At 52.9% G+C, this 24,830-nt stretch carries 25 protein-coding genes, 1 tRNA gene and 1 pseudogene; 15 read left to right on the top strand and 12 right to left on the bottom strand.

Annotated elements, in window-relative coordinates; translation table 11 throughout:
* The first annotated feature begins 60 nt into the window (after nucleotides 1-60).
* From V1603_RS11250 to V1603_RS11235, 4 genes are all read left to right on the top strand, one after another.
* Nucleotides 61-1,179 (top strand): MBOAT family O-acyltransferase, encoded by a 1,119-nt coding sequence (locus V1603_RS11250; RefSeq protein ID WP_116340852.1) that lies wholly within the window; start codon nucleotides 61-63, stop codon nucleotides 1,177-1,179.
* Nucleotides 1,176-2,609, top strand: a complete 1,434-nt coding sequence (locus V1603_RS11245) for an AMP-binding protein (RefSeq protein ID WP_166710666.1) — start codon at nucleotides 1,176-1,178, stop codon at nucleotides 2,607-2,609. The genes V1603_RS11250 and V1603_RS11245 overlap by 4 nt, the downstream gene beginning before the upstream one ends.
* Nucleotides 2,610-2,626: 17 nt before the next feature.
* Complete coding sequence (locus V1603_RS11240; RefSeq protein ID WP_116340856.1) at nucleotides 2,627-2,845, top strand: acyl carrier protein; 219 nt, start codon at nucleotides 2,627-2,629, stop codon at nucleotides 2,843-2,845.
* 224 nt (nucleotides 2,846-3,069) lie between these two features.
* On the top strand, nucleotides 3,070-3,906 hold the full coding sequence (locus V1603_RS11235; RefSeq protein ID WP_116340858.1) for an alpha/beta fold hydrolase: 837 nt from the start codon (nucleotides 3,070-3,072) through the stop codon (nucleotides 3,904-3,906).
* Between the two features lie 66 nt (nucleotides 3,907-3,972).
* Here the strand turns inward: V1603_RS11235 and V1603_RS11230 are convergent.
* Nucleotides 3,973-4,060 (bottom strand) — tRNA-Ser (locus V1603_RS11230).
* Between the two features lie 144 nt (nucleotides 4,061-4,204).
* Nucleotides 4,205-5,833, bottom strand: coding sequence for an ABC transporter substrate-binding protein (locus V1603_RS11225; protein ID WP_395313931.1), 1,629 nt, complete (start codon nucleotides 5,831-5,833; stop codon nucleotides 4,205-4,207).
* Nucleotides 5,834-6,102: 269 nt separating this feature from the next.
* Here V1603_RS11225 and yccA point away from each other — a divergent pair, with 269 nt between their 5' ends.
* The gene (yccA, locus tag V1603_RS11220; protein ID WP_013097244.1) at nucleotides 6,103-6,762 is read left to right on the top strand and encodes an FtsH protease modulator YccA; all 660 of its coding nucleotides are present in this window, start codon (nucleotides 6,103-6,105) and stop codon (nucleotides 6,760-6,762) included.
* Nucleotides 6,763-6,818: 56 nt separating this feature from the next.
* Here yccA and V1603_RS11215 read toward each other — a convergent pair whose 3' ends face one another.
* Nucleotides 6,819-7,295: a hypothetical protein gene (locus tag V1603_RS11215; protein ID WP_302220831.1), complete on the bottom strand. Its 477-nt coding sequence runs from the start codon at nucleotides 7,293-7,295 to the stop codon at nucleotides 6,819-6,821.
* Nucleotides 7,292-8,053: a winged helix-turn-helix domain-containing protein gene (locus tag V1603_RS11210; RefSeq protein WP_302220832.1), complete on the bottom strand. Its 762-nt coding sequence runs from the start codon at nucleotides 8,051-8,053 to the stop codon at nucleotides 7,292-7,294. Before V1603_RS11210 ends, V1603_RS11215 begins: the two co-directional genes overlap by 4 nt.
* A gap of 307 nt (nucleotides 8,054-8,360) precedes the next feature.
* Between V1603_RS11210 and V1603_RS11205 the strand changes: the two genes are divergently transcribed.
* The 6 genes from V1603_RS11205 (at nucleotide 8,361) to tusE (ending at nucleotide 14,596) form a co-directional block, all read left to right on the top strand.
* Nucleotides 8,361-9,104: a fimbrial protein gene (locus V1603_RS11205; protein WP_395313930.1), complete on the top strand. Its 744-nt coding sequence runs from the start codon at nucleotides 8,361-8,363 to the stop codon at nucleotides 9,102-9,104.
* Nucleotides 9,105-9,179: 75 nt separating this feature from the next.
* The gene (locus tag V1603_RS11200) at nucleotides 9,180-9,686 is read left to right on the top strand and encodes a CS1 type fimbrial major subunit (protein WP_116340867.1); all 507 of its coding nucleotides are present in this window, start codon (nucleotides 9,180-9,182) and stop codon (nucleotides 9,684-9,686) included.
* A 72-nt stretch (nucleotides 9,687-9,758) separates the two neighbouring features.
* The gene (locus V1603_RS11195) at nucleotides 9,759-12,476 is read left to right on the top strand and encodes a TcfC E-set like domain-containing protein (protein WP_316380069.1); all 2,718 of its coding nucleotides are present in this window, start codon (nucleotides 9,759-9,761) and stop codon (nucleotides 12,474-12,476) included.
* Between the two features lies 1 nt (nucleotide 12,477).
* Complete coding sequence (locus V1603_RS11190; RefSeq protein WP_395313929.1) at nucleotides 12,478-13,635, top strand: CfaE/CblD family pilus tip adhesin; 1,158 nt, start codon at nucleotides 12,478-12,480, stop codon at nucleotides 13,633-13,635.
* A gap of 10 nt (nucleotides 13,636-13,645) precedes the next feature.
* Entirely contained in the window at nucleotides 13,646-14,197 is a 552-nt protein-coding gene (locus V1603_RS11185; RefSeq protein WP_395313928.1) for a LuxR C-terminal-related transcriptional regulator, read from the top strand.
* Nucleotides 14,198-14,266: 69 nt separating this feature from the next.
* Nucleotides 14,267-14,596, top strand: a complete 330-nt coding sequence (gene tusE / locus V1603_RS11180) for a sulfurtransferase TusE (protein ID WP_028012611.1) — start codon at nucleotides 14,267-14,269, stop codon at nucleotides 14,594-14,596.
* On the opposite strand, the gene yccX is transcribed toward tusE, so the two are convergent.
* Genes yccX through V1603_RS11165 form a run of 3 tightly spaced genes read right to left on the bottom strand, consistent with a single transcriptional unit; the run spans nucleotide 14,593 to nucleotide 16,242 of the window.
* Entirely contained in the window at nucleotides 14,593-14,874 is a 282-nt protein-coding gene (yccX, locus tag V1603_RS11175; protein WP_163328641.1) for an acylphosphatase, read from the bottom strand. The genes tusE and yccX overlap by 4 nt on opposite strands.
* Nucleotides 14,875-14,885: 11 nt before the next feature.
* Nucleotides 14,886-15,674: an AraC family transcriptional regulator gene (locus V1603_RS11170; protein ID WP_163328639.1), complete on the bottom strand. Its 789-nt coding sequence runs from the start codon at nucleotides 15,672-15,674 to the stop codon at nucleotides 14,886-14,888.
* Between the two features lie 10 nt (nucleotides 15,675-15,684).
* Nucleotides 15,685-16,242, bottom strand: a complete 558-nt coding sequence (locus V1603_RS11165; protein ID WP_395313927.1) for a kinase inhibitor — start codon at nucleotides 16,240-16,242, stop codon at nucleotides 15,685-15,687.
* A gap of 99 nt (nucleotides 16,243-16,341) precedes the next feature.
* Between V1603_RS11165 and V1603_RS11160 the strand changes: the two genes are divergently transcribed.
* The gene (locus V1603_RS11160) at nucleotides 16,342-16,740 is read left to right on the top strand and encodes a recombinase family protein (protein ID WP_395313976.1); all 399 of its coding nucleotides are present in this window, start codon (nucleotides 16,342-16,344) and stop codon (nucleotides 16,738-16,740) included.
* Between the two features lie 129 nt (nucleotides 16,741-16,869).
* On the opposite strand, the gene V1603_RS11155 is transcribed toward V1603_RS11160, so the two are convergent.
* The 4 genes from V1603_RS11155 to V1603_RS11140 form a co-directional block, all read right to left on the bottom strand.
* Complete coding sequence (locus tag V1603_RS11155) at nucleotides 16,870-19,074, bottom strand: peptidase domain-containing ABC transporter (protein ID WP_395313926.1); 2,205 nt, start codon at nucleotides 19,072-19,074, stop codon at nucleotides 16,870-16,872.
* Entirely contained in the window at nucleotides 19,074-20,327 is a 1,254-nt protein-coding gene (locus V1603_RS11150) for an HlyD family efflux transporter periplasmic adaptor subunit (RefSeq protein ID WP_316380065.1), read from the bottom strand. Before V1603_RS11150 ends, V1603_RS11155 begins: the two co-directional genes overlap by 1 nt.
* 2 nt (nucleotides 20,328-20,329) lie before the next feature.
* Entirely contained in the window at nucleotides 20,330-20,980 is a 651-nt protein-coding gene (locus V1603_RS11145; RefSeq protein WP_395313925.1) for a lysostaphin resistance A-like protein, read from the bottom strand.
* 233 nt (nucleotides 20,981-21,213) lie between these two features.
* Nucleotides 21,214-21,603, bottom strand: coding sequence for a hypothetical protein (locus V1603_RS11140; protein WP_240326285.1), 390 nt, complete (start codon nucleotides 21,601-21,603; stop codon nucleotides 21,214-21,216).
* 145 nt (nucleotides 21,604-21,748) lie between these two features.
* On the opposite strand from V1603_RS11140, the pseudogene V1603_RS11135 reads away from it, so the two are divergent.
* Nucleotides 21,749-22,869 (top strand): annotated as a pseudogene (locus V1603_RS11135) (IS3 family transposase).
* Nucleotides 22,870-22,878: 9 nt separating this feature from the next.
* Here the strand turns inward: V1603_RS11135 and V1603_RS11130 are convergent.
* On the bottom strand, nucleotides 22,879-23,190 hold the full coding sequence (locus tag V1603_RS11130; RefSeq protein WP_240326286.1) for a recombinase family protein: 312 nt from the start codon (nucleotides 23,188-23,190) through the stop codon (nucleotides 22,879-22,881).
* Between the two features lie 11 nt (nucleotides 23,191-23,201).
* Here V1603_RS11130 and rlmI point away from each other — a divergent pair, with 11 nt between their 5' ends.
* A complete protein-coding gene (gene rlmI / locus V1603_RS11125; RefSeq protein WP_116340890.1) occupies nucleotides 23,202-24,431 on the top strand; it encodes a 23S rRNA (cytosine(1962)-C(5))-methyltransferase RlmI in 1,230 nt (409 codons plus the stop codon).
* Nucleotides 24,432-24,491: 60 nt separating this feature from the next.
* Complete coding sequence (gene hspQ, locus V1603_RS11120; RefSeq protein ID WP_008499919.1) at nucleotides 24,492-24,809, top strand: heat shock protein HspQ; 318 nt, start codon at nucleotides 24,492-24,494, stop codon at nucleotides 24,807-24,809.
* Nucleotides 24,810-24,830: the final 21 nt, after the last annotated feature.

Genomic DNA, 24,830 nt, shown 5'->3' with positions numbered 1-24,830 from the left:
GTCGATGACAGCATGAGTATGCAGCTGCATTTTGAATATCAAAAGTTCTGAGGCCGAATGATGTATAGCTCAGGAATGTTTTTTGTGTATTTGTTTTCATCCGCCCTGGTGTTTGCGCTGGTCAATCGCGTATTACGTCATCGTCTGACTTATTTATCGGCCTTATCCGTCCTGGCTGCATTAAGCTGGGGCTATATTTTTCAGGGTGATTACCGTGTTCCCGCGGTCGTTTTTTTCAGTTTTTTCCTTGTCGCCACGTTAAAAGAAAAAGGATGGTTAAAAACCTGGCAGGCTATTGTGTTAACGCTGCTTCCTTTATTTTTGGTGAAATTGCACGTTAATCATCATCTCGGCATGATCGGCCTCTCTTTTATGACGTTCCGCGCGGTGGACGTGCTGCTCTATCGCAGTAAAAAAGAAGGGCAGAATTTCCTGCATTATTTCTGCTATCTGTTTATGCCTTTTATTATTCTGGCTGGCCCAATGTACCGCTGGCGGACATGGATGAGCGACGTCAGCAAGCCCGTCTTTGCCCTTAACCGCGAGCAGTTTTTAGTCGCGTTAGAGCAAATTATTACCGGCATTATCCAGAAGTTCCTGTTTGCTATGTTGGTTGATTCACTTGTCGTGCAGCCCTGGAGCCATAAGCCGTTTACGCTGACCGTGGGCGTGGTGATGTCGATTGCCTATAGCGCCTACCTCTACTTTGATTTTGCGGGCTACAGCAATATGGCCATCGGCGCAGGCCGCCTGTTTGGGTTGAACATTCCGGCAAACTTCAATATGCCGCTTCTGGCGAAAAATCCGCAGGACTTCTGGCGCCGCTTCCACATCAGCCTGTCTGAATGGCTGCGCGACGTGGTGTTTATGCCCATTTATATGAACCTGATGAAGTTCAACTTTTTCCGCCAGAACAAAACGCTGGCGCAAAATATCGGTATTTTTTGCACCCTGTTCTGCATGGGGGCGTGGAACGGCCTGGAACGCCATTACGTGATCAGCGGCGCGCTGTTTGGCGCGATTTCCGTCGCGCACAACATGCTGTTGTGGTCAGCCAAACGCAGCCCGGCGTTACAACGTGGCTTGCAGTATCCGGCCGTTGCGTTTTTAGGGCGAATTCTGACGCTGGGAAGCGCCGCGGGCTCCCTTTACATCTTTAGTGGAATGTCACCTCTATGAAAAATCACACCGATCTGCAGGAACTGCAGGATTTCTTGCGTGCGGCATTATACGATCCCGCCTCCCCGCAGCAGCTGGCCATCAGCGGCAGCGACGAGGCCTTAAGCTGGCTGCAGCTTTCCGCTGCCGTGACGGACTGGGCACAGCGCTATGAGCGTTGCCAGCCTGTTGCCGGTACGCCGGTCGTATTGTACGGACATCAGCAGGCCGAGTTCGCCGTGGCGATTTATAGCTGCCTGCTGCACAACATTCCGTACATTCCGGTGGACTGCATTTACCCGCAGGAGCGCCTGCGGGAGATCTGCCATCTGGCCAGCGCCCCTTACTATTACGACGTGGCGACGCGGCAGTTCCTCGCCACCGGCGAGGCGGGCAAGGTGCTGGAGGAGCAGGATCTGGCCTATATCATGTTTACCTCAGGCAGCACCGGCAAACCGAAAGGCGTGCAGATTGGTCGTGAAAGCGTATGGCACTTCATGAAGTGGGTCAGTCAGGACTTTTCGCTGCCGGAAAAACCGGTGCTGATGAACCACGCGGTGTTCAGCTTTGACCTCTCCCTGATCCCTTTACTGGCGAATCTGGCGATGGGGGGCCACATCGTGCTGAACGCTAAAGAGGATATCCAGAAAGAGAACTGGCTGGCGCGGCTGAAAAGCAACGCGGTTTCCGCCTGGGTTTCCACCCCCTCTTTTGCCTACCAGCAGCTGCTTTCCCCGCACTTTAACAGCGAGTATTTACCTGCACTCAGCGTCTTTATCTTTATTGGCGAAGTGCTCAATAAAGTGCTGGTTAAACAGCTGCGCCGCCGCTTCCCGCTGGCCAGAATCATCAACTCCTATGGCCCAACGGAAGCGACCATCGCAACGACCGTGGTTGAAATCACGGATGAGATCCTGAATAGCGACAGCGCCGTGCTGCCGGTGGGAGTCATGATGCCTGACAGCCGAATGGAAATTTCCGCCGAGGGCGAGCTGATTATCTGGGGCAAAAACGTCATGCGCGGCTACCTCGGCCTGCCGCAGGAGAACGCGGCAAAACTGCTGCATCGGGAAAATGACGCGTTCCGCGGCTACCGGACCGGCGATCTGGGCTATGAAGACGGGCTTATCTACTGCCAGGGCCGCAACGACAGCCAGGTCAAGCTGAATGGCTACCGCATTGAGATCAACGAGATCGAAAACCGCCTGCTAGCCATGTCCGGCATTAACGAAGCGGTGGTGATGCCGCTGATGAAACCCTGCGGCAGCGTGCTGCGCATCGCCGCGTTCTGCGTGACGGATATGGCACCGGATGCGATCAAAACCTCGCTGTCGAAGGTGGTTCCCCACTATATGGTGCCTTCACAAATTATCGTAAAAGACGCTTTGCCGCTGAATCCTAACGGCAAAATTGACCGCAAGCTGCTGGACGCTTACGCCCGCACACATTAATTATCCCAGGAAAAATGATGGAACAAGATATTCTCGCCCTGTTTGAAAAAGTGTTATCCCGCAAGGTGGGCTTTCACGATGAACTGATTGAATCCGACATTCTCGACTCCATTCTGGCGGTCGACATGGTGCTGGAGGTGCAGGACGTTTACGGCTGTACGATCCCGCCGACCGACGTGGCGACGGTGCTGAAAACCCCGGCAGATCTTGCCCGCTATATTGAAGAGAACCGTTAACGCCCGCTCCTCTGATGGCTCCGGGGATCTCACCGGGGCCCATCATTCGCTCTCCCCTTCTGGATATCTTTCACAGGAATGAAACCCACCGCTTTTACTATTTCTCCTACACTTTAGGGGTACTGTCGGTACGGGAAAAAAACAAGCCAACATCATCAGGACAATAATGGTTCGCTATGCGTTCAGCCAGCGATCGTTGTGTCTTTCACAGAGGAGTCTGCGGTATGGCATTCGTAACAACGAAAGACGGCGTCAACATTTACTACAAAGACTGGGGTCCGAAAGAGGCTCAGCCCATTGTTTTCCATCACGGCTGGCCGCTGAGTGCCGATGACTGGGATAACCAGATGCTCTTCTTCCTTGCAGAAGGCTATCGCGTTATCGCTATCGATCGTCGTGGTCACGGCCGTTCTGATCAGGTCAGTGAAGGGCACGATATGGATCATTATGCGGCCGACGCGTCAGCCGTGGTTGAAAGCCTGGACCTGCACAATGCCGTGCACGTCGGCCACTCGACCGGCGGTGGTCAGGTTGCCCGCTATGTTGCGAAGTACGGCCAACCGCAGGGGCGCGTCGCCAAAGCGGTGCTCGTCAGTTCCGTTCCTCCTCTGATGGTCAAAACGGACACTAACCCCGGCGGGACGCCCGTTGAGGTTTTCGACGGCTTCCGTAAAGCGCTGGCGGCTAATCGCGCCCAGTTTTACCTCGACGTCGCCAGCGGTCCTTTTTACGGTTTTAACCGGGAGGGAGCCGAGGTTTCACAGGGTACGATTCAGAACTGGTGGCGTCAGGGGATGATCGGAAGCGCCAAAGCCCACTATGAGGGGATCAAGGCGTTTTCAGAAACCGATCAGACAGAGGATTTGAAAACCATTACGGTTCCCGTTCTGGTGATGCAGGGCGACGACGATCAGGTTGTGCCTTATAAGAATGCCGCCCTTCTGCAGGATAAGCTGCTGGCGAACAGCGTGCTGAAAATCTATCCGGGCTTCCCGCACGGGATGCATACCACGCACGCGGATACCATCAACGCGGATATTCTGGCCTTTATTCGTTCCTAGACGTCAGGTTTACAGATAAGCGCAAAAGAAAAACCCCAGCTTAACGAGTAAGCTGGGGTTTATATCTGGCGGAAGCGCAGAGATTCGAACTCTGGAACCCTTTCGGGTCGCCGGTTTTCAAGACCGGTGCCTTCAACCGCTCGGCCACACTTCCTGAGTGAGGCGAACTATAAACACCTCACCGCATGCTGTAAAGAGCGGCTGCACTCGTTCGCTGTAAAAATAGCCAAAACGTGTTTAATCGGTTGAACTGACAACATATCGGCGATTTTATCAGCATAAAATCCAGCCCTCTCGCTTAGTGCTTTTTGATGTACATATCTTTTGTGAAGTAGTACCCCAGCTTATCCGGCGTAAAGCCACCGACCCACGGTTTGACCAGGTGCGTACGGACGTAGTGATAAACCGGAATGGCCGGCACATCACGGCTCAACAGGTCTTCCGCCTGCTGGTAGAACTTACCCCGCTCTGCCGGCGTTTTGGCTTTTGCGGCGTTGATCAAGGCTTGATCGTAGTCCGGGTTGCTGTACTGGCTGGTATTTTCACTGTCGCCGGTACGGAAGTTGTTCAGGAAGGTCGCCGCGTCGTCATAGTCGGCAATCCAGGCGTAACGTACCGCGTCAAAGTTGTGGGTGTGCATGGTATCCAGCATGGTTTTCCACTCCTGATTTTGCAGCTTCGCGTCTACGCCGAGGTTTTTCTTCCACATAGAGCTGGCCGCAATCGCGATGCGCTGGTGCGATTCAGAGGTGTTATAGAGCAGGTTGAATCTCAGAGGATGGCTTTCGTTATACCCGGCCTCGTTGAGCAGTTTTTTCGCCTCAGCAATGCGCTTGTCCAGCGGCCAGCTGGCGTAATCCGGATTCTGCAGCTTGACCCCGCCAATGTCCGGCTGGCTAATCAGCCACGCCGGGCGCTGTCCCTGCCCTAACACTTTTCCGGCAATGATGTCTTTATCCAGCGCCATATTTAGCGCCTTACGCACCCGCGCGTCGTTGAACGGCGGCCGGGTGGTGTTGAATTCGTAGTAATAGGTCGCCAACTGCGGGGAGACATCCAGTTGGCTGCCCAGGTTTTTCTTGAGCTGGGCAAACTGGTTAATCGGCACCGTGTACACAATATCAATTTCGCCCGCTTTGTAGCGGTTCACATCGGAGGCCTCCGAGGTGATGGGCAGGTAGGTCACCTTGTTGATGACGGTATGCGCGTTATCCCAGTAGCGCGGGTTACGCTCCGCCACAATGCGTTCGTTGACCACCCACTGAGACAGTTTATACGCGCCGCTGCTGACGAAATGCTCCGGTTTAGTCCACTTTTCGCCGAAACGGCCAATCAGCACTTTATCCACTGGCACCAGCGACGGGTGCGCCAGCATCGCCAGAAACGCCGCGTTGGGCTGGGTGAGCGTCACTTCCAGCGTGGTGTCGTTAATTGCTTTTACGCCCAGCGTGTCGGGGGATTTTTTCCCCTGAGCGATATCGGCCGCGTTGGCGATATGCATGTTGCCCGGATAGCTGGCATAGGGAGAAGCCGTTTTAGGGTCGATCAGACGCTGCCAGCTCCAGACCACATCCTCTGCGGTAATCGCCGTGCCGTCGCTCCAGGTGATGCCCGGACGCAAGTGGAACGTCCAGACGGTGTTGTCCTTGTTCTCCCATTTTTCTGCCAGCCGTGGTTGAATTTCCCCTGACGGGGAAACACTCACCAGACCTTCGAATAAATCGCTGATAATATTAAATTCGACATCGCTTTCGACTTTATGCGGGTCGAGCGAGGCCGGTTCGCTACCGTTGTTTCTGACCAATTCCTGTTTTTCGGCCAGCGCGGTTCCTGCCGGCACATTCGCCGCCCAGGTCGCCGTGCTGGCGCACAGGATCCCTGCGGTGAGTAAAGAGAGCGTAAAGCGCGTGCGTGTTTGTGGTTTCATTTCCTTCGCCTTATTGTCTGTTTTGTGACGATCCGGAAATAACTCTTAGCGGCCTTATGGTAATAAAGCAATATTTTTCAGTAACCTATAAGAGGTTGATCTGATTAATCTCGACAAACCGTTGTTCATACTGATGAAACGTATTTCTGCAGAAGAAATAACCAGCTCCGGCGCTAACCTGCTGAGTAAAGATGGGTAAAACCACTTTGAGACTGACGCGCCGTTTCCTATTCTTTCCGTTAATTACATCTGTCATAAGAGAGTGACTCATGGATCGTATAATTACTTCCTCACGCGACCGCACATCGCTACTCAGTACCCACAAGGTGCTGCGCAACACCTACTTCATGCTCAGCCTGACGCTGGCGTTTTCGGCGATTACCGCTACCGCCAGCACCGTGCTGATGCTGCCGTCTCCGGGGCTGATTCTGACCCTGGTGGGCATGTATGGCCTGATGTTCCTGACCTACAAAACCGCTGACAAACCGGTCGGTATTCTGTCCGCATTCGCCTTCACCGGCTTCCTGGGCTACATCCTGGGGCCGATCCTGAACGCGTACCTGTCTGCCGGCATGGGTGACGTGATTGGCATGGCGCTGGGCGGCACCGCGCTGGTGTTCTTCTGCTGCTCGGCCTACGTGCTGACCACGCGTAAGGACATGTCCTTCCTCGGCGGTATGCTGATGGCGGGTATCGTGGTGGTGCTGATTGGCATGGTGGCAAACATCTTCCTGCAGCTGCCTGCCCTGCATCTGGCAATCAGCGCGGTGTTTATCCTGCTGTCATCCGGCGCGATCCTGTACGAAACCAGCAACATCATTCACGGCGGTGAGACCAACTACATCCGCGCGACCGTGAGCCTGTATGTGTCGCTGTACAATATCTTCGTCAGCCTGCTGAGCATTCTGGGCTTCGCCAGCCGGGATTAAGCTGACCTGCTGAAACAAAAAGGAGAATGCCTCAGGCATTCTCCTTTTTTTATGCCCTAGTCACCGCGGCAAATATAGGTGGGATAGAGCCGGTCCTGTATCAGCCACACGGCGGGTTCGAGCTCGGAGATCGTGAGGTAATAGCGGGCTGTCGGCCTCGCAAAGCCTCCCCACTTTTCGTCCGGGGTATTGTCATTATGCCGACGCCAGGTTTTGGTGTAGCTCAACACGATAACGTTATCATCATCCCGTCGTGACCAGGTAAAATCCACATCCCTGTCAACGATCATGCCCCGGCCTTCAGCCATGGCAGCCCCTTTGTACGTTGTAAAGCCGGTACCGTCCCGATGAAAATAGAACTGAGCCACGGTATTGACCCGGACCTCATTCGCTTTTCCCTCGTTGCGCGTAAAGTTAAATTCCGTACTGCAGGCCAGCGCATCACGCTTATACAGGCCGCCCGAATAGATAAACAGCGCCAGCGCGCCGCCGACAAGCACACCGCCCGCGGCGAACATAAGTTTAGTTTTCATTTTTCTGCCCCGCTTTTATAGCGAATGGTTTTGCACAGGCTGGTTTTATTGACCGGGCATGCACCAATAAACACTTCATCCGCAGCTGCAAGGTTAAAGCGGGCGCTGAAATAATAGATATTGTACGCTTCGCCCGCGCACGCCACGTTATTCGCCTCCAGTAGCGCCGCCAGTTTCGAGAGCACCAGTAGCCGGCCATGATCGTTAATAAGCCAGATGCTGCAGCCCGCTATTTTTTGCGCGACGGGCTTTGGCGTCATCGGTAGAGCAATCTTCTGCTGCTGGCTAAACAGCAGGCCTAACCCCAGTGATGATGCTAACAATACCGCCGCCGCGGCGCCCCATTTCAGAGAAATACGCTGACGTTTTGCCTCTGGCGGCACCACAACAGAGTGCGGTTGCGGTTCAGCAGGGTGAACGGTTTGCGCAGGCTGGCAAATCACATCGGCAACAAAACGGAATCCATACCGGGGTATCGTCACAATAAAATTGTGATGTTCACCGAGGGACTGGAAGCCTTTCCGTAATTCACTGACCGCTTTGTTGAGGTTATTTCCAGACGGCGTAAAGCCATACTCCTCCCAGACGCGCGTAATTAATTCTTCCCGACTCAGATCGTGCCCTTTATGACGAATAAACTCCTGCAAAAGGCGAACGGCTGGCGCCGAGAGCGTTAATACAGACTCCGGTTGACCAACAAGACTAATTGCATGTGCTTCAGGATCAAATAACAACGAATTATTGCATATAAAAAACATATTTCACTCTCAGCTATTACCGCAGGCTTTTTTATCCCTGTGACATCGGCAAGAAAATCACTTCCTGAGCAGGTTGTTTTTTCATCAACAGGAATTTTCTCCCCATCCTGGGTAGCGGCATTTTCTTTTAACTATACAACTTTAAGCCCATCAAAGCAGGATAAATCACTGTATATCAGCGGTTAACTAATACAAATTTTCACAACCTGCTGTTCTGGTTAAAGTTTCTCTGCCCTGAAGCGATACGAAAGCAGACGGTGTCCTGGTGTTAAAAACCGTACAAGAACTCAGAGCAGGCAGGCTGAATGTGAAACAGAAACAAAAAGTGAATATGACAACCGCGTTTTATGTCGCCGCGCTGTCGCTGTCATTTTTCTCAGAAATGACAATGGCCAATATGAGCGTCTATCCAATGGAACTTAACGTGGATAGCACCGGCGCAGCGCAAATAAAAGTGGCATCGAAAACGGATGATATTCAGTTCATCCGGGTGAGGCAAAAGAAAATTCTTAACCCCGGAACGGCCCAGGAAAAAGAGATTGACGTTGCTTCGTGGAAGGAAGGCGGCGTCGTGGTGACGCCCGATAAATTTGCCCTGGCGGCAGGCGCAATGCGCGTGGTGCGCCTTGTTTCACTGACGCCGCCGGAAAAAGAGACCACCTGGCGAGTCTATTTTGAAGGGGTAAAACAGCCGGACAGCATTATTCCGGGCCAACCCGAAAGCACGGCAGCGACGGCAAGGCTAGGGGTCAATGTTATCTGGGGGGCGCTGGTACATCTGGCCCCTGCCACGGAGCGCGTTTCGCTGCATATCGATCCCGCACGGGGGACCGTCACTAATGCCGGCACCCTGCGCGTACCGCTCAGGGAGATAGGTATTTGTCAGTCAGACGACACCTGTAAATGGATTAAAGAAGACGCCACTATTTACCCGGATACCGAGCGGAAATTAAAAACGCTTAATCAGGTAAACGGAAAGAAATACAAATTCCGCTACTTCAACTGGGTGAAAAAAACCGCTGAAGAAGCTGACTTACCCGTCGTGCAATAACACGACGTCACTGTAAAAACCCTTGTGGTTTGTTTAAAGAGCCAGGGTGCTCATTTGTAAAATATGGAGATATCAATGCGTAAATTTATTAAACCTCTGATGATCGTTGCCGCGATGACCACATCTGCCAGCGCGCTGGCGATCCAGAAAGATATTACCGTCAACGCCAGCGTTGATTCACAGCTGGATATGACCCAGGCCGATAACACGCCGCTGCCAGCCAGCATCGACATGCAGTACCTGCCGGGTCGTGGCCTGGAAAGCTACCGCCTGAACACCAAGGTATGGTCCAACTCCGCTACCAGTAACGTCAAAGTACGCCTCGTTAGCGCAGCTAAGCTCACCAACACAGATGGGGATCAGATTGTACCGATGACGGTTCTTCTCGGTGATAAAACCCTCTCCACCACCGATGCCGAATTTACCGGAACCGAACTGTTCCCGGGCAGCGTCGAAAACGGTTCTGCGGTTCTGCCTCTGACCATTTCCCAGACTACCAAAGGCATTCTGAAAACCGGCCAGTACAGCGGCGTTGTGAGCCTGATGCTGACTCAGGCGACCACCACGGAAGGCGGTGCGTAACACCACAGCACCTAAGGAATAACGTCAGAGGGCGCCCGCCCTCTGACGTCAGGATGATGTCGAGGCTCGTTCATGGCGTTTCACAGAAATACCCTCCTTTTTGTTGCTTTATTACCCGCATCTGTCCACCTCGCCTGCGCTGAGATGGCCGTCCCGGCCGGATTCGAGGACCTGGCAAAAACGCAGCGCATGTGGACAGAAGTGAGCTTATACGGCGAGTCGCTTGGCCTTTTTGAAACCGATATCAATCTTGAAACGGTCAGTTTTGTCGCGCCTGAAACCGTGGTCGCGGCCATCAAACGTCAGTTTAACGACGATCCTGCCCTTATCGGCTCCGTTTCCGCGGCGCTGGCCGTTCCGCTTGCCCGTAACGGCAACCTGGCCTGCAGCAGCAACGGCTCCGCGACGGGATGTGATTATCTCGAAACCCGCCGTGCGGCCATCATCTATGACGAAAACAATGCCCGTATAAACCTGTTTTTTGATAAGCGCTTTTTGCCAAAGCCCTCGGTGGAAAACCAGTGGTATCAGCCCACGCAGGAGACCGAGAATGCGTTGATTCATCAGCAAAATATCAATTTTGTTGCCGACAGGGATTATCAGTCCGCCACCATTCAGGGCAACGGGGCACTGGCGCTGACCCGGGACGGCTATCTTAACCTCGACTGGACCTGGCTGGGACAACGCTCGCGTCACCAGCAGCAGCAGGAAATAACCGTTAACAATGTCTGGTTCCGCCAGGATTTATGGCGTGAATATTATGCACAGATAGGCGAGATGGATACGCGCGATCTGTTCAGCAACGCCGGGGGAAATATTAACCTCAGCCAACTGCCGCTGGGCAAAATTCGTGGCCTGCGCGCGGGCTCGACCCGGGCCTGGATCAACCCGGTTCAGCAATCGAAGGGCACGCCCGTTACGGTGCTGCTTTCGCACGATGCGCGCATCGACGCGCGCCGCGGCAAGGAGCTTCTGGCCAGCTTTTACCTCAATGCCGGGGCGCAAACCCTGGATACCCGCGCGTTTCCTGATGGAAGCTATACCGTGACGCTGTCAGTTTACGAAAATAACCGTCTGACGCGTACCGAGCAGGTTCCGTTTACCCGTACGGGCATTACGCCATTCGACCGCGTCGAGTGGTTTATGCAGACAGGAGAAACGGCCAATAACGATCCTAATGACGTACGCAGCCCGGTCGCGCAGGCGGGCGTACGCCTGCCCGTAACCCCGACGCTGGCGCTGACCAGCGGCGCAACCGTCCTGAAAAGACAACATTTTCTGGAAAATGCCCTCGACTGGAGCCGCGGCTTTAACGCGGGTCCGATCGACGGGGTGTTAAGCACGCGCTTTAGCCACCTCTACGGCAGCAGGGGTCAGCGCGGCAATATTCAGCAAATCAGCTATAACGACGGGTTTTCGCTGAGCTTCTACCGCAACGCGTTATCCGCTGAAAATTGTAATACCCGCAGCGCAGGTTTTGACGCCGTCAACGGCTGTTATCGTAGCCTCTCGGTCATGTTCTCCGTGCCTGTTGGCACGTGGTACGCCAACCTGGGGTATTCGGATAACCGCAACGAAGGGCGCTACGTTACGCGCCGGGAACTGCCTGACCATGACGATCGTCACGACGCTGGCCTGCCGTGGGAGCCGGTGTATGTGACCCACTCCCGCACGCAGGCCTGGCAGGGCGGGCTGAGTAATACCTTTAGCGCGCGCGGTCTGAACATCAACAGCAGCATTAACCTGTTTATGCGCAACGACCACTCTCGCGACGGGAAAGACAAAGGCGGCTATCTGAGCGTTAGCCTCTCACTTGCGCATAAGCGTCAGGGCGATGCGTCAGGCTATACCTCGCTTGGGGCAACCTGGCAGCACCAGCAGAATCAGAAAAACCAGCTGAGCTACAACGTGGCGCATAACTGGTATGCCGACGCGCGCGGCGAGAATGAATACGGCCTGAGCGCGTCGGGGATCAACAGCGATTCGCTCAACGCCTCGGCGTATACGCGCCAGGGCGGACGTTTTGGTAACGCCAGCCTGACGGTGAGCGACGCGTGGGATCGCCAGGATCGGCGCCATACGTTAAGCAGCAGCGGCAACTACAGCTCCACCCTCGCCCTGTCGCGCTCCGGGCTGTGGCTTGGCCGCTGGGGCGACGGACGCCCGGCTTCTGCCGTTGCGGTAAACGTGGCTACGCCTGAGGACTCCCGGGATTCACGCGTCGCCGTCTCGCTGGATAACGGCGGCAGCGCGGATATCCCGGCCAACAGCCGCGCCCTTTTTGCGGTGCCTGGTTATCAGCCAACAACGCTGACGGTTAATGAGTCGCTGAACGTCTCATCAGGTGCCAGCAGTGAAATCACGCAGGGTTCCGGGAGCCGAACGCTCTTTATGGTGCCGGGCAAAATGCTTCGCCGGGACGTGCAAACCACCACCCGCTACACCTGGCTCGGCCAGCTCACTGACGAACATCATTCACCGTTCGTTGGCGGCGTGCCGCTTAACGTGAACGGCTGGAACGATCTCGGCAATGGCGGTTTCAGCGCCCAGAGCGACGCCCTGCTCCGCAACCTTTATCTGGTGCGTCAGCAGCAGTTTTATCAGTGTGAGCTGAGCGTAAAAAGCATGCGCGACGTGGTGCGTTACGTCGGGTCGATCCCGTGTCGGGAACTCACCTTCTCCGCCCTGCCGGATTCGGTCCAGCACCAGGCGCAACTGATGCTCGCCGGACGTAACGTGCCGACGGGGCCTACGGCCATGAATGCAGAGCACCTCACCAAAGGGAAATGATGTGAACAACTACCTCTTTATTTTGCTTTTTTTGACCTTGTGGAGCTGCCAGACGCTGGCGGGAGTCCCTGCCGGAAGAAACTCCAGCGTAGGGATTAGCTACGATCGCGCGGTGCCGCCTGCGCGTTTTGATATCTGGGTCCATGAACCGAGCGGTTACGACACTATCGACCCGCAAAAGTGGGGACGCAACACCTTGACCTGCGAGTCCCGCACCGACCCGACGTACGGGGCGTGTATGACAGCACCGGTCTGGTTTCCCGCGAACCCGGCCGCCCCCTACGCCATTACGCTGCGTTTTACCAACGCGTCGACAAATAAGACTGCAGATGTGAAGGTCTATGGTGAAAAACATATGTTTTTCAATAATATAACTTTCACCTTTGCCAGCTTTGTCACCGGCGGAACCGACATTCTCTCGGCCTGGAAGCGGGAGCCCTATTTTGATTTTTACATCGTTAAAGGCGAACTGGACAAGCTCGCCCAGCCGGGTATCTGGACCGCAACGCTGAAGCAGAACCTGCGCGAATGGGGAAGCGCCGAGTGCGGGGGCAACTTTAACGATGCCAACGTCGGATGCCCAGGCTACCTCACCATTGCCCGCTGGCAGGCGACGATACGTATTGAGGTGGTCGATCCGGGTAACCAGCAGATTTATCTGCCGGCGTTCCCCCACTCAACCCCGATGGTTAACCTCAATCTGACCCATTTTCCGGGGCGGCCCGGCGGCAGCGAAATCCAGGGCGAGAGCGCGCTGGATATGTGCCTGTATGACGGCAAAAACAGTGCCAGCACGCGCGTCTATCTGCGCTTTGAGGATGACGGTTTAGCGGCAACGGGCCGTACTGAGGGGGCGTTTTCCGTCAGACGACGCGGTGGAAGCCAGACCGAAGCGCGGGATCGGCTCGATTATCAGGTTACGGTGATCAACCCGGTAACGGGCGCAGCAGAAACCGCGGCGAATGGCAAGACGCTGGTCTGGCAGGGCACTAATGACCCGCAATATCTGCGTCAGGTTGTACTGCCGGGTGGACGGGAGAGCGTACTTTGTGTCCCCTCCCCCATCGTTCTGAAAACGCCCGCGTTTGCTGCCAGCAGTAAAAATGCCGGGGATTACACCGGCACGCTGCGCGTTATCTATACGCCCAGTACCTTATAAAGAGGCCATCGTGAGTTACGCCATTCTCGACAATAATCGTTTTTATGCAGAAGGGTTGCGCTATGCCCTTCTGCGTCGTAACGCTCAGACGCAGGTTGAGAGCGGTACTGTAAAGTGGTGCCGTTCGCTGCTGGCCTGCGACACCCTTGTTGTTCGCTGCCGCTTTTCCGTCTCGGGGGCGCATCTGGCGCTGGTCGACATTCTGCTGCAGCTGGAGGCCAGGCGCTGGGAAGGAACGGTGTATCTGGTGTGCAATGAAAAAGGCTGGGCGCTGGCTACCCATCTGCGGAAGCGGTTTGCCACGCTGACCTTATATATCATTGACGACCGGATTGCCGTTGCGGATGCGGCATATCTGCTTGCCAGAGAGCCCCGCCGGGTGCGGACCCTGAATTGTTGCCTGACGGGCATGGAGTTCAACGTTCTCGACAGGCTGGTGAACGGACAATCGGTAAGGCATGTCGCGCATATGACACAGATGAGTGAAAAACAGGTCTCGACGTATAAATGCAACGCGCTGAAAAAGCTTAATGCCAACAATCTGCTCCAGCTTCTTCTGTAGGTCGAGGTTTCTCACTCCGCCCCTTATTTGCTAGACTAGGGGCGGTTTTTACTTTATCGACAGAGCACTATGTTCATTTTTGCAGGCCAGGAAATTGAGACCGATAGCGAAGGCTATCTGAAAGACACGACGCTATGGAGCGAGCCGCTGGCGGAGAAAATCGCCGAAAACGAAGGCATCGCCCTCTCCCCCGAACACTGGGAAGTGGTGCGTTTCGTGCGTGAATTCTATCTCGAATTCAACACCTCTCCGGCGATCCGCATGCTGGTCAAAGCCATGGCCAATAAGTTCGGTGAAGAGAAAGGCAACAGCCGCTATCTGTATCGTCTGTTCCCGAAAGGTCCAGCAAAACAGGCCACTAAAATTGCCGGCCTGCCAAAACCGGTGAAGTGCATTTAGTAGCGTATACCGAAGTTAACGTATTCCCGCCCGGGTTGATGCGGTTCCGTTAGCACCTTATCAACCCGGGCGCTGCGCGGCCCGCCCGCTTTCAGCCACGCCATCAGTTTTTCAACCTGCTCCGCGTCGCCGCAGGCGACCACCTCAACGCTGCCGTCGTCCATATTTCGCGCGTATCCCGTAAGCCCAAGCTGAACGGCCTCGCGCTGGGTGCTGTAGCGGAACCCGACGCCCTGAACGACGCCGTGAACCCAGGCAATGGTGCAGACTTTTGACATTTTTCTTCTCCTTAACGTAGCGTTTTCGGCAAACAACCATAGTGCTGCCGGAAACGGGCGGTGAAACGAGAGCTGGAAAGATACCCACATTGTAATGCGATTTCGCCAATCGGTAATCGGGTTGACTGTAGCTGCGACAAAGCAACGGCCATCCTCACCTCCTCGACAATCTGGCGAAAACTCTGCGACTCCTCGCGTAACCGCCTGCGCAGCGTCGGTACGCTTAATGCGAGACGGCTGGCGACGTCCTGCGCGGTCCAGGCTCTGGCGGGCGACAGCATAATGAACTGCCGCACCTGCTCGGTCAGGTTACTGCTCCGCTCAACAAGCAGCGGACCTGCCACGCCGTCATGCAGCAATGCCAGCAACAAACCGAAGGCCTGATGTTTTTGCAACGCCTCCGGTAACTCCTGACGCACGGCGTGCAGCAGGTTATCCCACATAAACGCCAGCCCTTCGCTCAGCGGAGCACAAAGCGAATGCAGCGTCGTGCGCGGCCAGGATTTCAGGTAATGTGCCTTAAACTCGGCGACGATCTCCGGGGACAACATCAGCAAATCCGAGTGAAACAGACCGTTTACAGGCTGATTGATAATCTCCATCGCCGTATTGGCCGGGATAATAATCAGCTCATCCCGGGTTGCCACCAGTCGGTTGTCGTCCTGCACAATCACCTTGCTGCCATGCGTGATATGACAAATGGCCGGAAAAAAGAGCTTAACCTGGTGCAGGCGATGCATTTTGCTGGCGGTCACTTCACCCGCCGTCAGGTGTTTATGTCGAAAATGGAACTCCTGCACCGGTTCATCCTTATCTGCTGTAGGTTGCGGTTAACTGCGCCTTTGCCAGAACGTGACTATTAAGCATAAAGCCGACCAGCGCACCGCTGGCATTTTTGTCGACAGGCAGTTTATCCACGTCCAGCGCCCAGACGGTAATCTGATAACGGTGAGGCTTATCTCCTGCGGGCGGACATGCGCCGCCGAATCCAGAATAACCGAAATCATTACGCCCCTGCACCGCACCGGCAGGTAATTTCTCGCCATTAGGGTTTCCGGCCCCAGCGGGCAGCGTCGTTGTCTTCGCGGGAATATTGGCTACGGTCCAGTGCCACCAGCCGCTGCCGGTGGGGGCATCCGGGTCATATACCGTAACGGCAAAACTTTGCGTACCGACGGGCGGACTTTTCCACGCCAGCTGCGGAGACTGATTACCGCCGTGGCAGCCGAATCCCTCGAATACCTGCGACTGCGCTAAATGGCGCTTGCCGGAAATATCCTGACTGGTGATGCTGAAAGGCGTTGCGGCTAAAACCTGAAAACTGATTGCCGCCAGAGCGGCTATTGCGATCACACTTCGCTTTTTCATGGGTGCTCCCTCTGCTGTACCGGAAGCCCCACTGTAATGCCGGCCGCAATATCGTAATGTGCTTAAGCGATTTGATTTTGTGCCGAAACGCTCAACGGCATCCGCAGAGGATTGCGCCTGGCTGAATGTGCTACTCTACGCGCCATTTCCCTGAAATCGACAGAACAGCAAATAATGGATTTGCCAACAAGCTGGCAGATGGTTGAAATGTACGGTAACGACGTTACCAGCGGCATTCTTCGGGCCGTCAATGCTATGATGATCGATATCCTTACGACAATGGCACGACAAGATTATGAAACCCGCCGTAAACGCCAGGCACAGGGGATCGAAAGAGCAAAACAGGCAGGCTTGTATACGGGAAAAGAAAAAGATATGGAAGCCCGTGATACAGTGCGTGAAATGCTGGCGCAGAATGTTAAACCAGCCCACATCATGAAAGCTGCAGATATCAGCCGTGCAACGTTCTACCGCATCAAGAAGGAGTTAGTAAACTAATTATATTTGAATTAGATCGGAAGAATGCTCTCGGATATGACCGCCCGCCCTGAGCAAGGTGCAGATATTGCATACTTTCTTTTGGTCATGCGAGTGTAAATATCCCGCTGAATATAGCATATTCCATAGTCAGGTCTCCTTAACCACATTATCATCATTGGCTTCATAAACTATATAATCGTTATCACCTGTGTACTGGCATTTTTGTTCTTCCAAATATCCATCTGCGAGATACAGAACCCGGTCGGCAGAGGCAATGGTTTCCGGGCGATGGGCAACCAGCAGGACAGGTAGCCCCAACTGGCGTAGTGTCTGGCTTATCTGTATTTCACTCTCAACATCAAGGTGGCTGGTCGCTTCGTCCAGTAACAAAAACCCCGGTTGTTTATACAACGCTCTTGCCAGCAAAATACGTTGCTTTTGCCCTCCGGAGAGTACACCACCGGTTTCACCGATTAATGTCTGATATCCCATCGGCATTGCCATGATATCAGTGTCAATTAGCGCCAGACGGGCACACTGGATCATTCTTTCCTGATTGCGGTCTTCGCTGAAGAAAATGATGTTATCTGCAATGGATCCTCTGAAAAGGTGATCATCCTGCAATACGGTACCAATCCGCCGTCGTACCTGAAAATAATCGGGGTGCGTTTGCGGTATGCCAAATGTTCTGATTGTCCCTTCATCAGGAATATGAATTCCCAAGATAAGTTTTACCAGCGTCGATTTTCCGCACCCAGATTTACCCGTAATGGCCACTACTTCACCTGGCTGAAGCACCAGTGAAATTCCGCGAAGTATCGGTTTGTTCCCGCCCTTGTGGCTGAATACGATGTGCTCGATAGATAACGGGGGATGAGCTTTCGGAGTCCCACTGACTACGGAGGTAATGACAGAAGTACTGACATCTTCATGAACGGACCGTTGCTGATGCCCTTCTGTTTGGGTTAGCACAATGTCAGCCAGACGCTCATTATAAACATCAAGCATTCGCCAGGAAAAAAACTTGTCAGTAAGGCTGCTAATACTCGAAGAAAAACGCATCTGATAAGACAAATAGGCAACCAACATACCGACAGTAAAAGTGCCATTCATCACCTCGCCAGCACCCTTCCACAAAATAACCGCCGATACCACACTGCCGGTCAAGGTGTGCGCAATGTCATAGCACATCAGCAGACGACTCTGGCGCAACTGCGTATTTCTCCGGGTGACGTTGAGATTCAGCCAGGCGGCTTCCCGAAATGCGGTCACACCGTTTATTCTCAGGCTTAGGATCCCGTTAAGGGTTTCAAGAAAATATCCTGATTCCCTGGCACCAGCATCCCAAGCGTCTTCTGCAGACTGTCGAAGAGACGGATACCAGAGCACTCTCAGCACGCCGTAGATGACGGCTGCCAGTACCGCTATCAGCGTCATTTCAGGACTGTATAACAACATCATACAGAGTGCAGTCACCACAAGCAGCACATCCAGAATGCCTTCAAGTACCTGCGTGGTCAGCGCCTGCTGGATGGTATCTACCGCATCAAAACGCGCGTTAATACTCCCCTTACTGCGTGCATCGTACCAGGAGAGAGGGAGACGGACCAGATGATGGAACACCCGGGCAGTCCACTGCATATTAAAATTAACAGACAGGGTGAGACTGGCCCACTGACGGGCCAGCGACAGCAGCATCTGGGTAAGTGACAGCAACAACAGGGCGATGATAATAACGGTCAACAGGCTTCGATCGGCGGCAACCAGGACCTCATCAATCACCAACTGGTTGAGAAGAGGACTTCCTAATGTCAGTATCTCCAGTGCCAGGGCAAAAACGATGATGCGTGACATTGCCGGCAGCAGGCCGGGTGTTTTTCCTGTCAGCTGGCGCAGACGAATTTTCTTTCTTTCATCCCTGGCGGTGAAATCGCTGGCTGGCATCAGCTCCAGCGCGACGCCGGTGAAGTGCTTCCCTGCGTCCGTCAGGGAAATTGTCACCTTCCCCTTATCGGGATCATGTATAACCAGCCTGCTACCGCGAACCTTATGAAGTACAACGAAATGATTCATGTTCCAGTGGAGAATACAGGGTAAAGAAAGAGACTTCAGGTCTTCCGGCTCCAGCCTGACGGCGCGGGAAGACAAATGGATACCGGCTGCACATTCAATCAGTCTCTGCAGGGTCATTCCCTGAGTACTGATACTGAAGCGTTCACGGAGCGTGGGTAGATCCGTCTGCAGACCGTGCCAGCTGGCCATCATTGCCAGACACGCCAGGCCACACTCCGCTGACTCTGTCTGGCGGATGAGGGGAAGCCGTCTTTTCCCTGTCCAGTTCAGTGATCCCATTACAGTTTTCCTTTCAGGCTCCAGAGCGGTTCTGTAAGCCACTCCCACAAATGACGCGTATCCAAGCTGACGTCCCCCTCAAGGGTCATACCGGGTCGAAGAGGTTCTTTTTTTCCATAAGCCAGAATAAAAGTATTCTCAGGTTCGACAATGACACGGTAGTGCCCTTCATTCTCCTTCCAGGTGACAGGGGATACGGAGATTAAATCTGACGGCGTCAGCGTTGTACGGCTTATCTCTCGAATAGTCCCGTACTGAACACCAAACTTCTGATAGGGGAAAGCGGCGAATCGGAGGGCAACACGTTGCCCCGGTTGGACGAAGCCAGCGTTCTGACTGGTGGCATAGAGTTCTATCTGCAGACGAGCATTGTCGGGGACAAGCGTCATGACAGGTTCAGATGCCCTGACCGACTGTCCCTGTCTGATCAGAACGGCGGCAACGGTTCCGGATACTGGAGCGTTCAGCGTAAAATGCTCCTGTCCGGCCAGTTCATCCTGCTGTTGTCTTATACCCTGCAACTGCCTGTCCAGTTCAGCTTTCCGGCTTTCGCCCTGTACGATGAGATGGGTAAGATCATCTTCAGCAGACTCCATTGCTGTGTGTAGTTGCAGAAGCCCCTGACGTTGATCCTCAACGTTTTGCTGTGCCGTGGAGACGTCAATCTGTTTCTGCTGGTATTCGATATCAGAAACGTAATGCGTGCCGGCAAGTTTTTTATAGCGTTCCATGACGGACACAGCCAGCGCAACCTGATGCTCGGCAAGCGACAAACGCTGCTCTGCACTGTTAATCTGAGGTTTCAGGGAGACAATTCGCTGTTGTATGGCTTGCTGCTGCTGACTGTTGTCACGCAATTCCAGAGCCTGTTGAGAAGACAGCATGGCATATTGAGTTCTCAAGGATATGCTCATGGCAGCCAGCGTACCTGTGCCCTGTTCGTTATAATGCTCGCCGCTGATATGGTAAACGGACTCACCTGCAATGACGTGCTGACCTTCTGAAACAGTCTGTCGCGTGACGTACCCTGCATATTGAGGTGTTATTTTCACCAGTCCGGATGAAGGCATAACGATGCCTGTAAGATGTGCCTTGCGAGTATAGCTACCAAAATAAACGAATAATGCGACGCTCAGAACCAAGAATATTGTAGTAACGGCGCATACTGACATGCCGAATGAAGCGGGTAAGACAATATCTCCGTACCCGGTATCATTATGATGATTTAATGCTTCCTCCCTGAATATACTCATAGTTATAAAACGTTCTGAATATTTAACAATATAACAAACCCATTCATGCCTGAGTGTATCAATATAGGATAGAAAAGAGATTTGCTTTTTATTTTAACCGCGAACAATAACATCGAAACAACAAACAGAATGATCTGATCCAGTATATCATAATACTGTCCATGCATTAAACAAAAAAACAAAGATGTTATTACACACGGAATAACCAGATTCTTCCGGTAAATTGAGCATGCAACTTCGAAGGCACATCCTCTGTAGATAATTTCTTCGTAATAGGGTACTACTATTGTCATCACTAAAACTGTGATCCAGTTTATCTGTGATGGTTCGTAATGGTATAAATAGTCTCTGTAGCAATAAACAGCAAGTTGTATAAAAATAATTATAAGAAATGTTGCAGCTGAAAATTTAACTGAGGCTGGGCTTGCAATTACTTTTATTCGACACCCAGGGATATTTTTCAGGCAAAACAAATAAACGAAAGTAGAAATTAGAATCTCTGTAATGAAAACAATAGTAAAAGCTGTGTCCAGCCCGACATAACGCAGCGTAAAGGCTGGGGATAGAGTTACAATGGTTGATATAATAACCACTACAAGAAAAACGATAGCGCTTTGTTTACTATATATAAACTGGCTCGTACGCTCATTCATTACAAGGGCGTCACTTTATGAAAGTTTTTATTTTTGCTAAAATCATATCAGTAAATTTAGCAGTGGAAAACAAGGTGATCAATGTAATTACTAACTTTGAAAACTCCTCAGGAAAGGAAAACCAAGATAGGTCAATAATGGAGGAGCCACTTAATAGCGCAAAACCCAGTAATAAACTTAAGATAAAAGACATTATTTTAATAACCATTGTAGCATCCTCCGTTGATACTTACTTATCGGCTACAGGTACCACCAAAGTTACCTCCTGAACAATTACTGGAACCAGCTTTGTTTCCCCCTCCGTTACCATTTCCACCACCGGAGAGACACTGGCCAACAACTGCTCCACCAATAGTTCCTCTGGCCATTCCAACAAGGCCACCTTTGATTGCACCACCTACCATCCCACTGAAGACAGCATCACCACATTTAGCTGTGCTTGGGTCACTGTAAATATGTGTCGGTGCATTCCGTCCCAGAGTGTTACGTGCTCCAGTTTGAGATTGTTTGTTGTAGTTGTGTTCATGGTCGCCAGAGTTTCCACCACCACTGACCAGTTCTATTTCACTTAAAGTTAATTCTCTGATATTTGACATAAAAATCCCTCTTTTCCATTTTAACATAAAGTGCTATTTCACTATCACACGACAGAAATGTATGGATAAAGTGAATTTATGTAAATAAATGTAAATGCAGCTAACCTACTCCCCGTTGATTAATATACCCCGATGTTAGTAATTTCTTCATAAGCCACATGAGGACATCCCCATGAAGAAGCGTGTTTCCGACGAACAGATCATCAGTATTCTTCGCGAAGCGGAAGCCGGAGTTTCTGCCTGTGAGCTCTGCCGTAAGCACGCCCTTTCCGACGCCACTTTCTACACCTGGCGCAAAAAGTTTGGTGGCATGGAAGTTCCTGAGGTGAAGCGGCTCAAATCTCTTGAAGAGGAGAACGCCCGCCTCAGGAAGCTACTCGCCGAAGCCATGCTGGATAAGGAGGCGCTTCAGGTGGCTCTGGGTCGAAAGTACTGACGCCAAGCCAGAAGCGGGAAGTCGTTGAGTTTATGTGTGATGCGACCGGTCTGTCGCAACGTCGTGCCTGCAGGCTTACAGGTTTGTCCCTTTCGACCTGCCGCTATGAGGCTCAGCGTCCGGCAGTTGATGCGCATTTATCAGGGCGCAACACTGAGCTGGCACTGGAGCGCAGGCGTTTTGGCTACCGCCGAATCTGGCAGCGGTTGCGTCGGGAGGGCCTTCACGTCAATCACAAGCGGGTATACCGTATTTACCACCTTAATGGACTGAGCGTAAAAGGCAGACGACGCCGTAAAGGGCTGGCAACCGAACGGTTTTCGCTTCTGCGCCCGGATGCGCCGAACCTAACTTGGTCGATGGATTTTGTTATGGACGCACTGGCTAACGGTCGGAGGATCAAGTGCCTGACCTGTGTAGATGATTTCACGAAGGAGTGTCTGACGATCACCGCTGCTTTCGGTATTTCAGGCGTTCAGGTCACGCGTATTCTTGACAGCATCGCGCTGTTTAGGGGCTATCCGGCGACAATAAGAACCGATCAGGGCCCGGAATTTACCTGCCGCGAGCTCGATCAATAGGCCTTTGAGCATGGTGTGGAACTACGGCTTATCCAGCCAGGTAAGCCAACGCAGAACGGATTTATTGGGAGTTTTAACGGACGCTTTCGCGATGAGTGTCTGAATGAACACGGGTTCAGCGATATTCTTCATTCCCTGAAAACGATTAATGACTGGCGGCAGGATTATAACGAGTGCCGTCCCCATTCATCGCTGGATTACCAGACACCAGCTGAATTCGCAACGGACTGGCGAAACAGGAAATATGAAGAAAAACCAACCGATATTACTAACTGAAGGTTGTATCTAAACCTGGGGGTAGATCAGTTGTGCTTTCAGAATTGTATTGCGACTTATCCGATCTAAACTTTCGACTGTAAGCCATGAATCGTTAGCGACTTCCCCCTCTTTAACTGCCTCGATAAATGCGCCTAAACTGCCCTTTTCAAGATGCTTAGATTTAAACGCAGACAATCCGGCATCGATGATTTCAACAAGCTCTAAACCGTTTTCATGTGCTACCCTACGCGCCGTTTCCAACTGTCGTTGCAATGATGAACCTTTTGCCTGTTTATCACTTGACCAACGTATATAACTATACAGTTTGCGTTTTTCCATGGGAGTACCTAATGAATACATCAGAAGAAAGCCAAAAAACAGATTTTACAAGGTTTTCCCGTTTAGTGTTAACCAAAGGGCGCGAGAAATCATTACTGCGCCGTCATCCCTGGGTCTTTTCCGGCGCGGTTGCCCGTATGGAAGGCAAAGCCAGCCTCGGTGAAACCATTGATATCGTTGACCACCAGGGGAAATGGTTAGCGCGAGGCGCCTACTCGCCAGCGTCCCAGATCCGTGCTCGCGTCTGGACCTTTGATAAAGACGAAACCATCGATATCGACTTCTTCGTACGCCGTCTTCAGCAGGCGCAGCAGTGGCGCGACTGGCTGGCAAAGCGCGACGGTCTGGACAGCTACCGCCTGATTGCCGGTGAATCCGACGGCCTGCCGGGCGTCACCATTGACCGCTTCGGTAACTTCCTCGTGCTGCAGCTCCTGAGCGCAGGAGCGGAATACCAGCGTGCCGCGCTGATTAGCGCGCTGCAAACCCTGTTCCCTGAATGCGCTATCTACGACCGCAGCGATGTGGCGGTGCGCAAAAAAGAGGGTATGGAGCTGACTCAGGGGCCGGTCACGGGTGAACTGCCGCCTGCCCTGCTGCCAATTGAAGAGCACGGCATGAAGCTGCTGGTGGATATTCAGGGCGGGCACAAAACGGGTTACTACCTTGACCAGCGCGACAGCCGTCTGGCTACGCGTCAGTATGTTGCCGACAAACGCGTGCTGAACTGCTTCTCCTACACCGGTGGTTTCGCCGTTTCGGCGCTGATGGGCGGCTGTGCTCAGGTGGTCAGCGTGGACACCTCTCAGGAAGCGCTGGACGTGGCAAAACAGAACGTCGAGCTAAACAAGTTGGATCTGAGCAAAGCTGAATTTGTTCGCGATGACGTCTTCAAGCTGCTGCGTAAATATCGCGACCAGGGCGAGAAGTTCGACGTCATCGTGATGGATCCGCCAAAGTTTGTGGAAAACAAAAGCCAGCTGATGGGCGCGTGCCGCGGGTATAAAGATATCAACATGCTGGCTATCCAGCTGCTGAATCCGGGCGGGGTTCTGCTCACCTTCTCCTGCTCCGGCCTGATGACCACCGATTTATTCCAAAAAATCATCGCCGATGCCGCAATAGATGCCGGGCGTGATGTACAATTTATAGAGCAGTTCCGTCAGGCAGCCGATCACCCCGTGATTGCTACCTACCCGGAAGGACTGTATCTGAAAGGGTTTGCCTGTCGCGTCATGTAACTTGAAAAGAGAAATATTGCCCGCACGTAATGTGTAAGTCGTATTTCCCGGGAGGTGACTATGATTGCCAGCAAATTCGGTATCGGCCAGCAGGTCCGCCACACTTTGCTAGGGTATTTGGGTGTGGTCGTGGATATCGACCCGGAGTATTCCCTTGATGAACCGTCAGCAGACGAGCTGGCGGTCAACGCAGAGCTTCGCGCTGCGCCCTGGTACCATGTGGTGATGGAAGGTGACGACGGACAACCCGTTCATACCTACCTTGCCGAAGCGCAGCTGAGTAGCGAGCTACAGGAAGAGCATCCGGAACAACCCACGATGGATGAACTTGCTCAGACTATCCGCAAACAGTTACAGGCTCCGCGCCTGCGGAACTAAGCGTGTAAAAAAAGCCCGATG

The sequence above is a fragment of the Enterobacter sp. ECC-219 genome (assembly GCF_043966805.1).
Lineage (GTDB): Bacteria > Pseudomonadota > Gammaproteobacteria > Enterobacterales > Enterobacteriaceae > Enterobacter > Enterobacter cloacae_N.
The sequence above is the reverse complement of the archived record's forward strand: the minus strand, read 5'-3'. Positions and strand labels throughout refer to the sequence as shown.

Bases quoted from the DNA above. Each gene is read 5' to 3' on its own strand.
- V1603_RS11145 (WP_395313925.1), bottom strand. From the start codon at position 20,980: ATGAATGAGCGTACGAGCCAGTTTATATATAGTAAACAAAGCGCTATC.
- V1603_RS11245 (WP_166710666.1), top strand. From the start codon at position 1,176: ATGAAAAATCACACCGATCTGCAGGAACTGCAGGATTTCTTGCGTGCG.
- V1603_RS11225 (WP_395313931.1), bottom strand. From the start codon at position 5,833: ATGAAACCACAAACACGCACGCGCTTTACGCTCTCTTTACTCACCGCA.
- V1603_RS11235 (WP_116340858.1), top strand. From the start codon at position 3,070: ATGGCATTCGTAACAACGAAAGACGGCGTCAACATTTACTACAAAGAC.
- V1603_RS11155 (WP_395313926.1), bottom strand. From the start codon at position 19,074: ATGGGATCACTGAACTGGACAGGGAAAAGACGGCTTCCCCTCATCCGC.
- yccX (WP_163328641.1), bottom strand. From the start codon at position 14,874: ATGTCAAAAGTCTGCACCATTGCCTGGGTTCACGGCGTCGTTCAGGGC.
- V1603_RS11240 (WP_116340856.1), top strand. From the start codon at position 2,627: ATGGAACAAGATATTCTCGCCCTGTTTGAAAAAGTGTTATCCCGCAAG.
- rlmI (WP_116340890.1), top strand. From the start codon at position 23,202: ATGAATACATCAGAAGAAAGCCAAAAAACAGATTTTACAAGGTTTTCC.
- yccA (WP_013097244.1), top strand. From the start codon at position 6,103: ATGGATCGTATAATTACTTCCTCACGCGACCGCACATCGCTACTCAGT.
- V1603_RS11210 (WP_302220832.1), bottom strand. From the start codon at position 8,053: ATGTTTTTTATATGCAATAATTCGTTGTTATTTGATCCTGAAGCACAT.
- V1603_RS11195 (WP_316380069.1), top strand. From the start codon at position 9,759: ATGGCGTTTCACAGAAATACCCTCCTTTTTGTTGCTTTATTACCCGCA.
- V1603_RS11215 (WP_302220831.1), bottom strand. From the start codon at position 7,295: ATGAAAACTAAACTTATGTTCGCCGCGGGCGGTGTGCTTGTCGGCGGC.
- V1603_RS11150 (WP_316380065.1), bottom strand. From the start codon at position 20,327: ATGAGTATATTCAGGGAGGAAGCATTAAATCATCATAATGATACCGGG.
- V1603_RS11200 (WP_116340867.1), top strand. From the start codon at position 9,180: ATGCGTAAATTTATTAAACCTCTGATGATCGTTGCCGCGATGACCACA.
- V1603_RS11250 (WP_116340852.1), top strand. From the start codon at position 61: ATGTATAGCTCAGGAATGTTTTTTGTGTATTTGTTTTCATCCGCCCTG.
- tusE (WP_028012611.1), top strand. From the start codon at position 14,267: ATGTTCATTTTTGCAGGCCAGGAAATTGAGACCGATAGCGAAGGCTAT.
- V1603_RS11165 (WP_395313927.1), bottom strand. From the start codon at position 16,242: ATGAAAAAGCGAAGTGTGATCGCAATAGCCGCTCTGGCGGCAATCAGT.
- hspQ (WP_008499919.1), top strand. From the start codon at position 24,492: ATGATTGCCAGCAAATTCGGTATCGGCCAGCAGGTCCGCCACACTTTG.
- V1603_RS11130 (WP_240326286.1), bottom strand. From the start codon at position 23,190: ATGGAAAAACGCAAACTGTATAGTTATATACGTTGGTCAAGTGATAAA.
- V1603_RS11140 (WP_240326285.1), bottom strand. From the start codon at position 21,603: ATGTTAAAATGGAAAAGAGGGATTTTTATGTCAAATATCAGAGAATTA.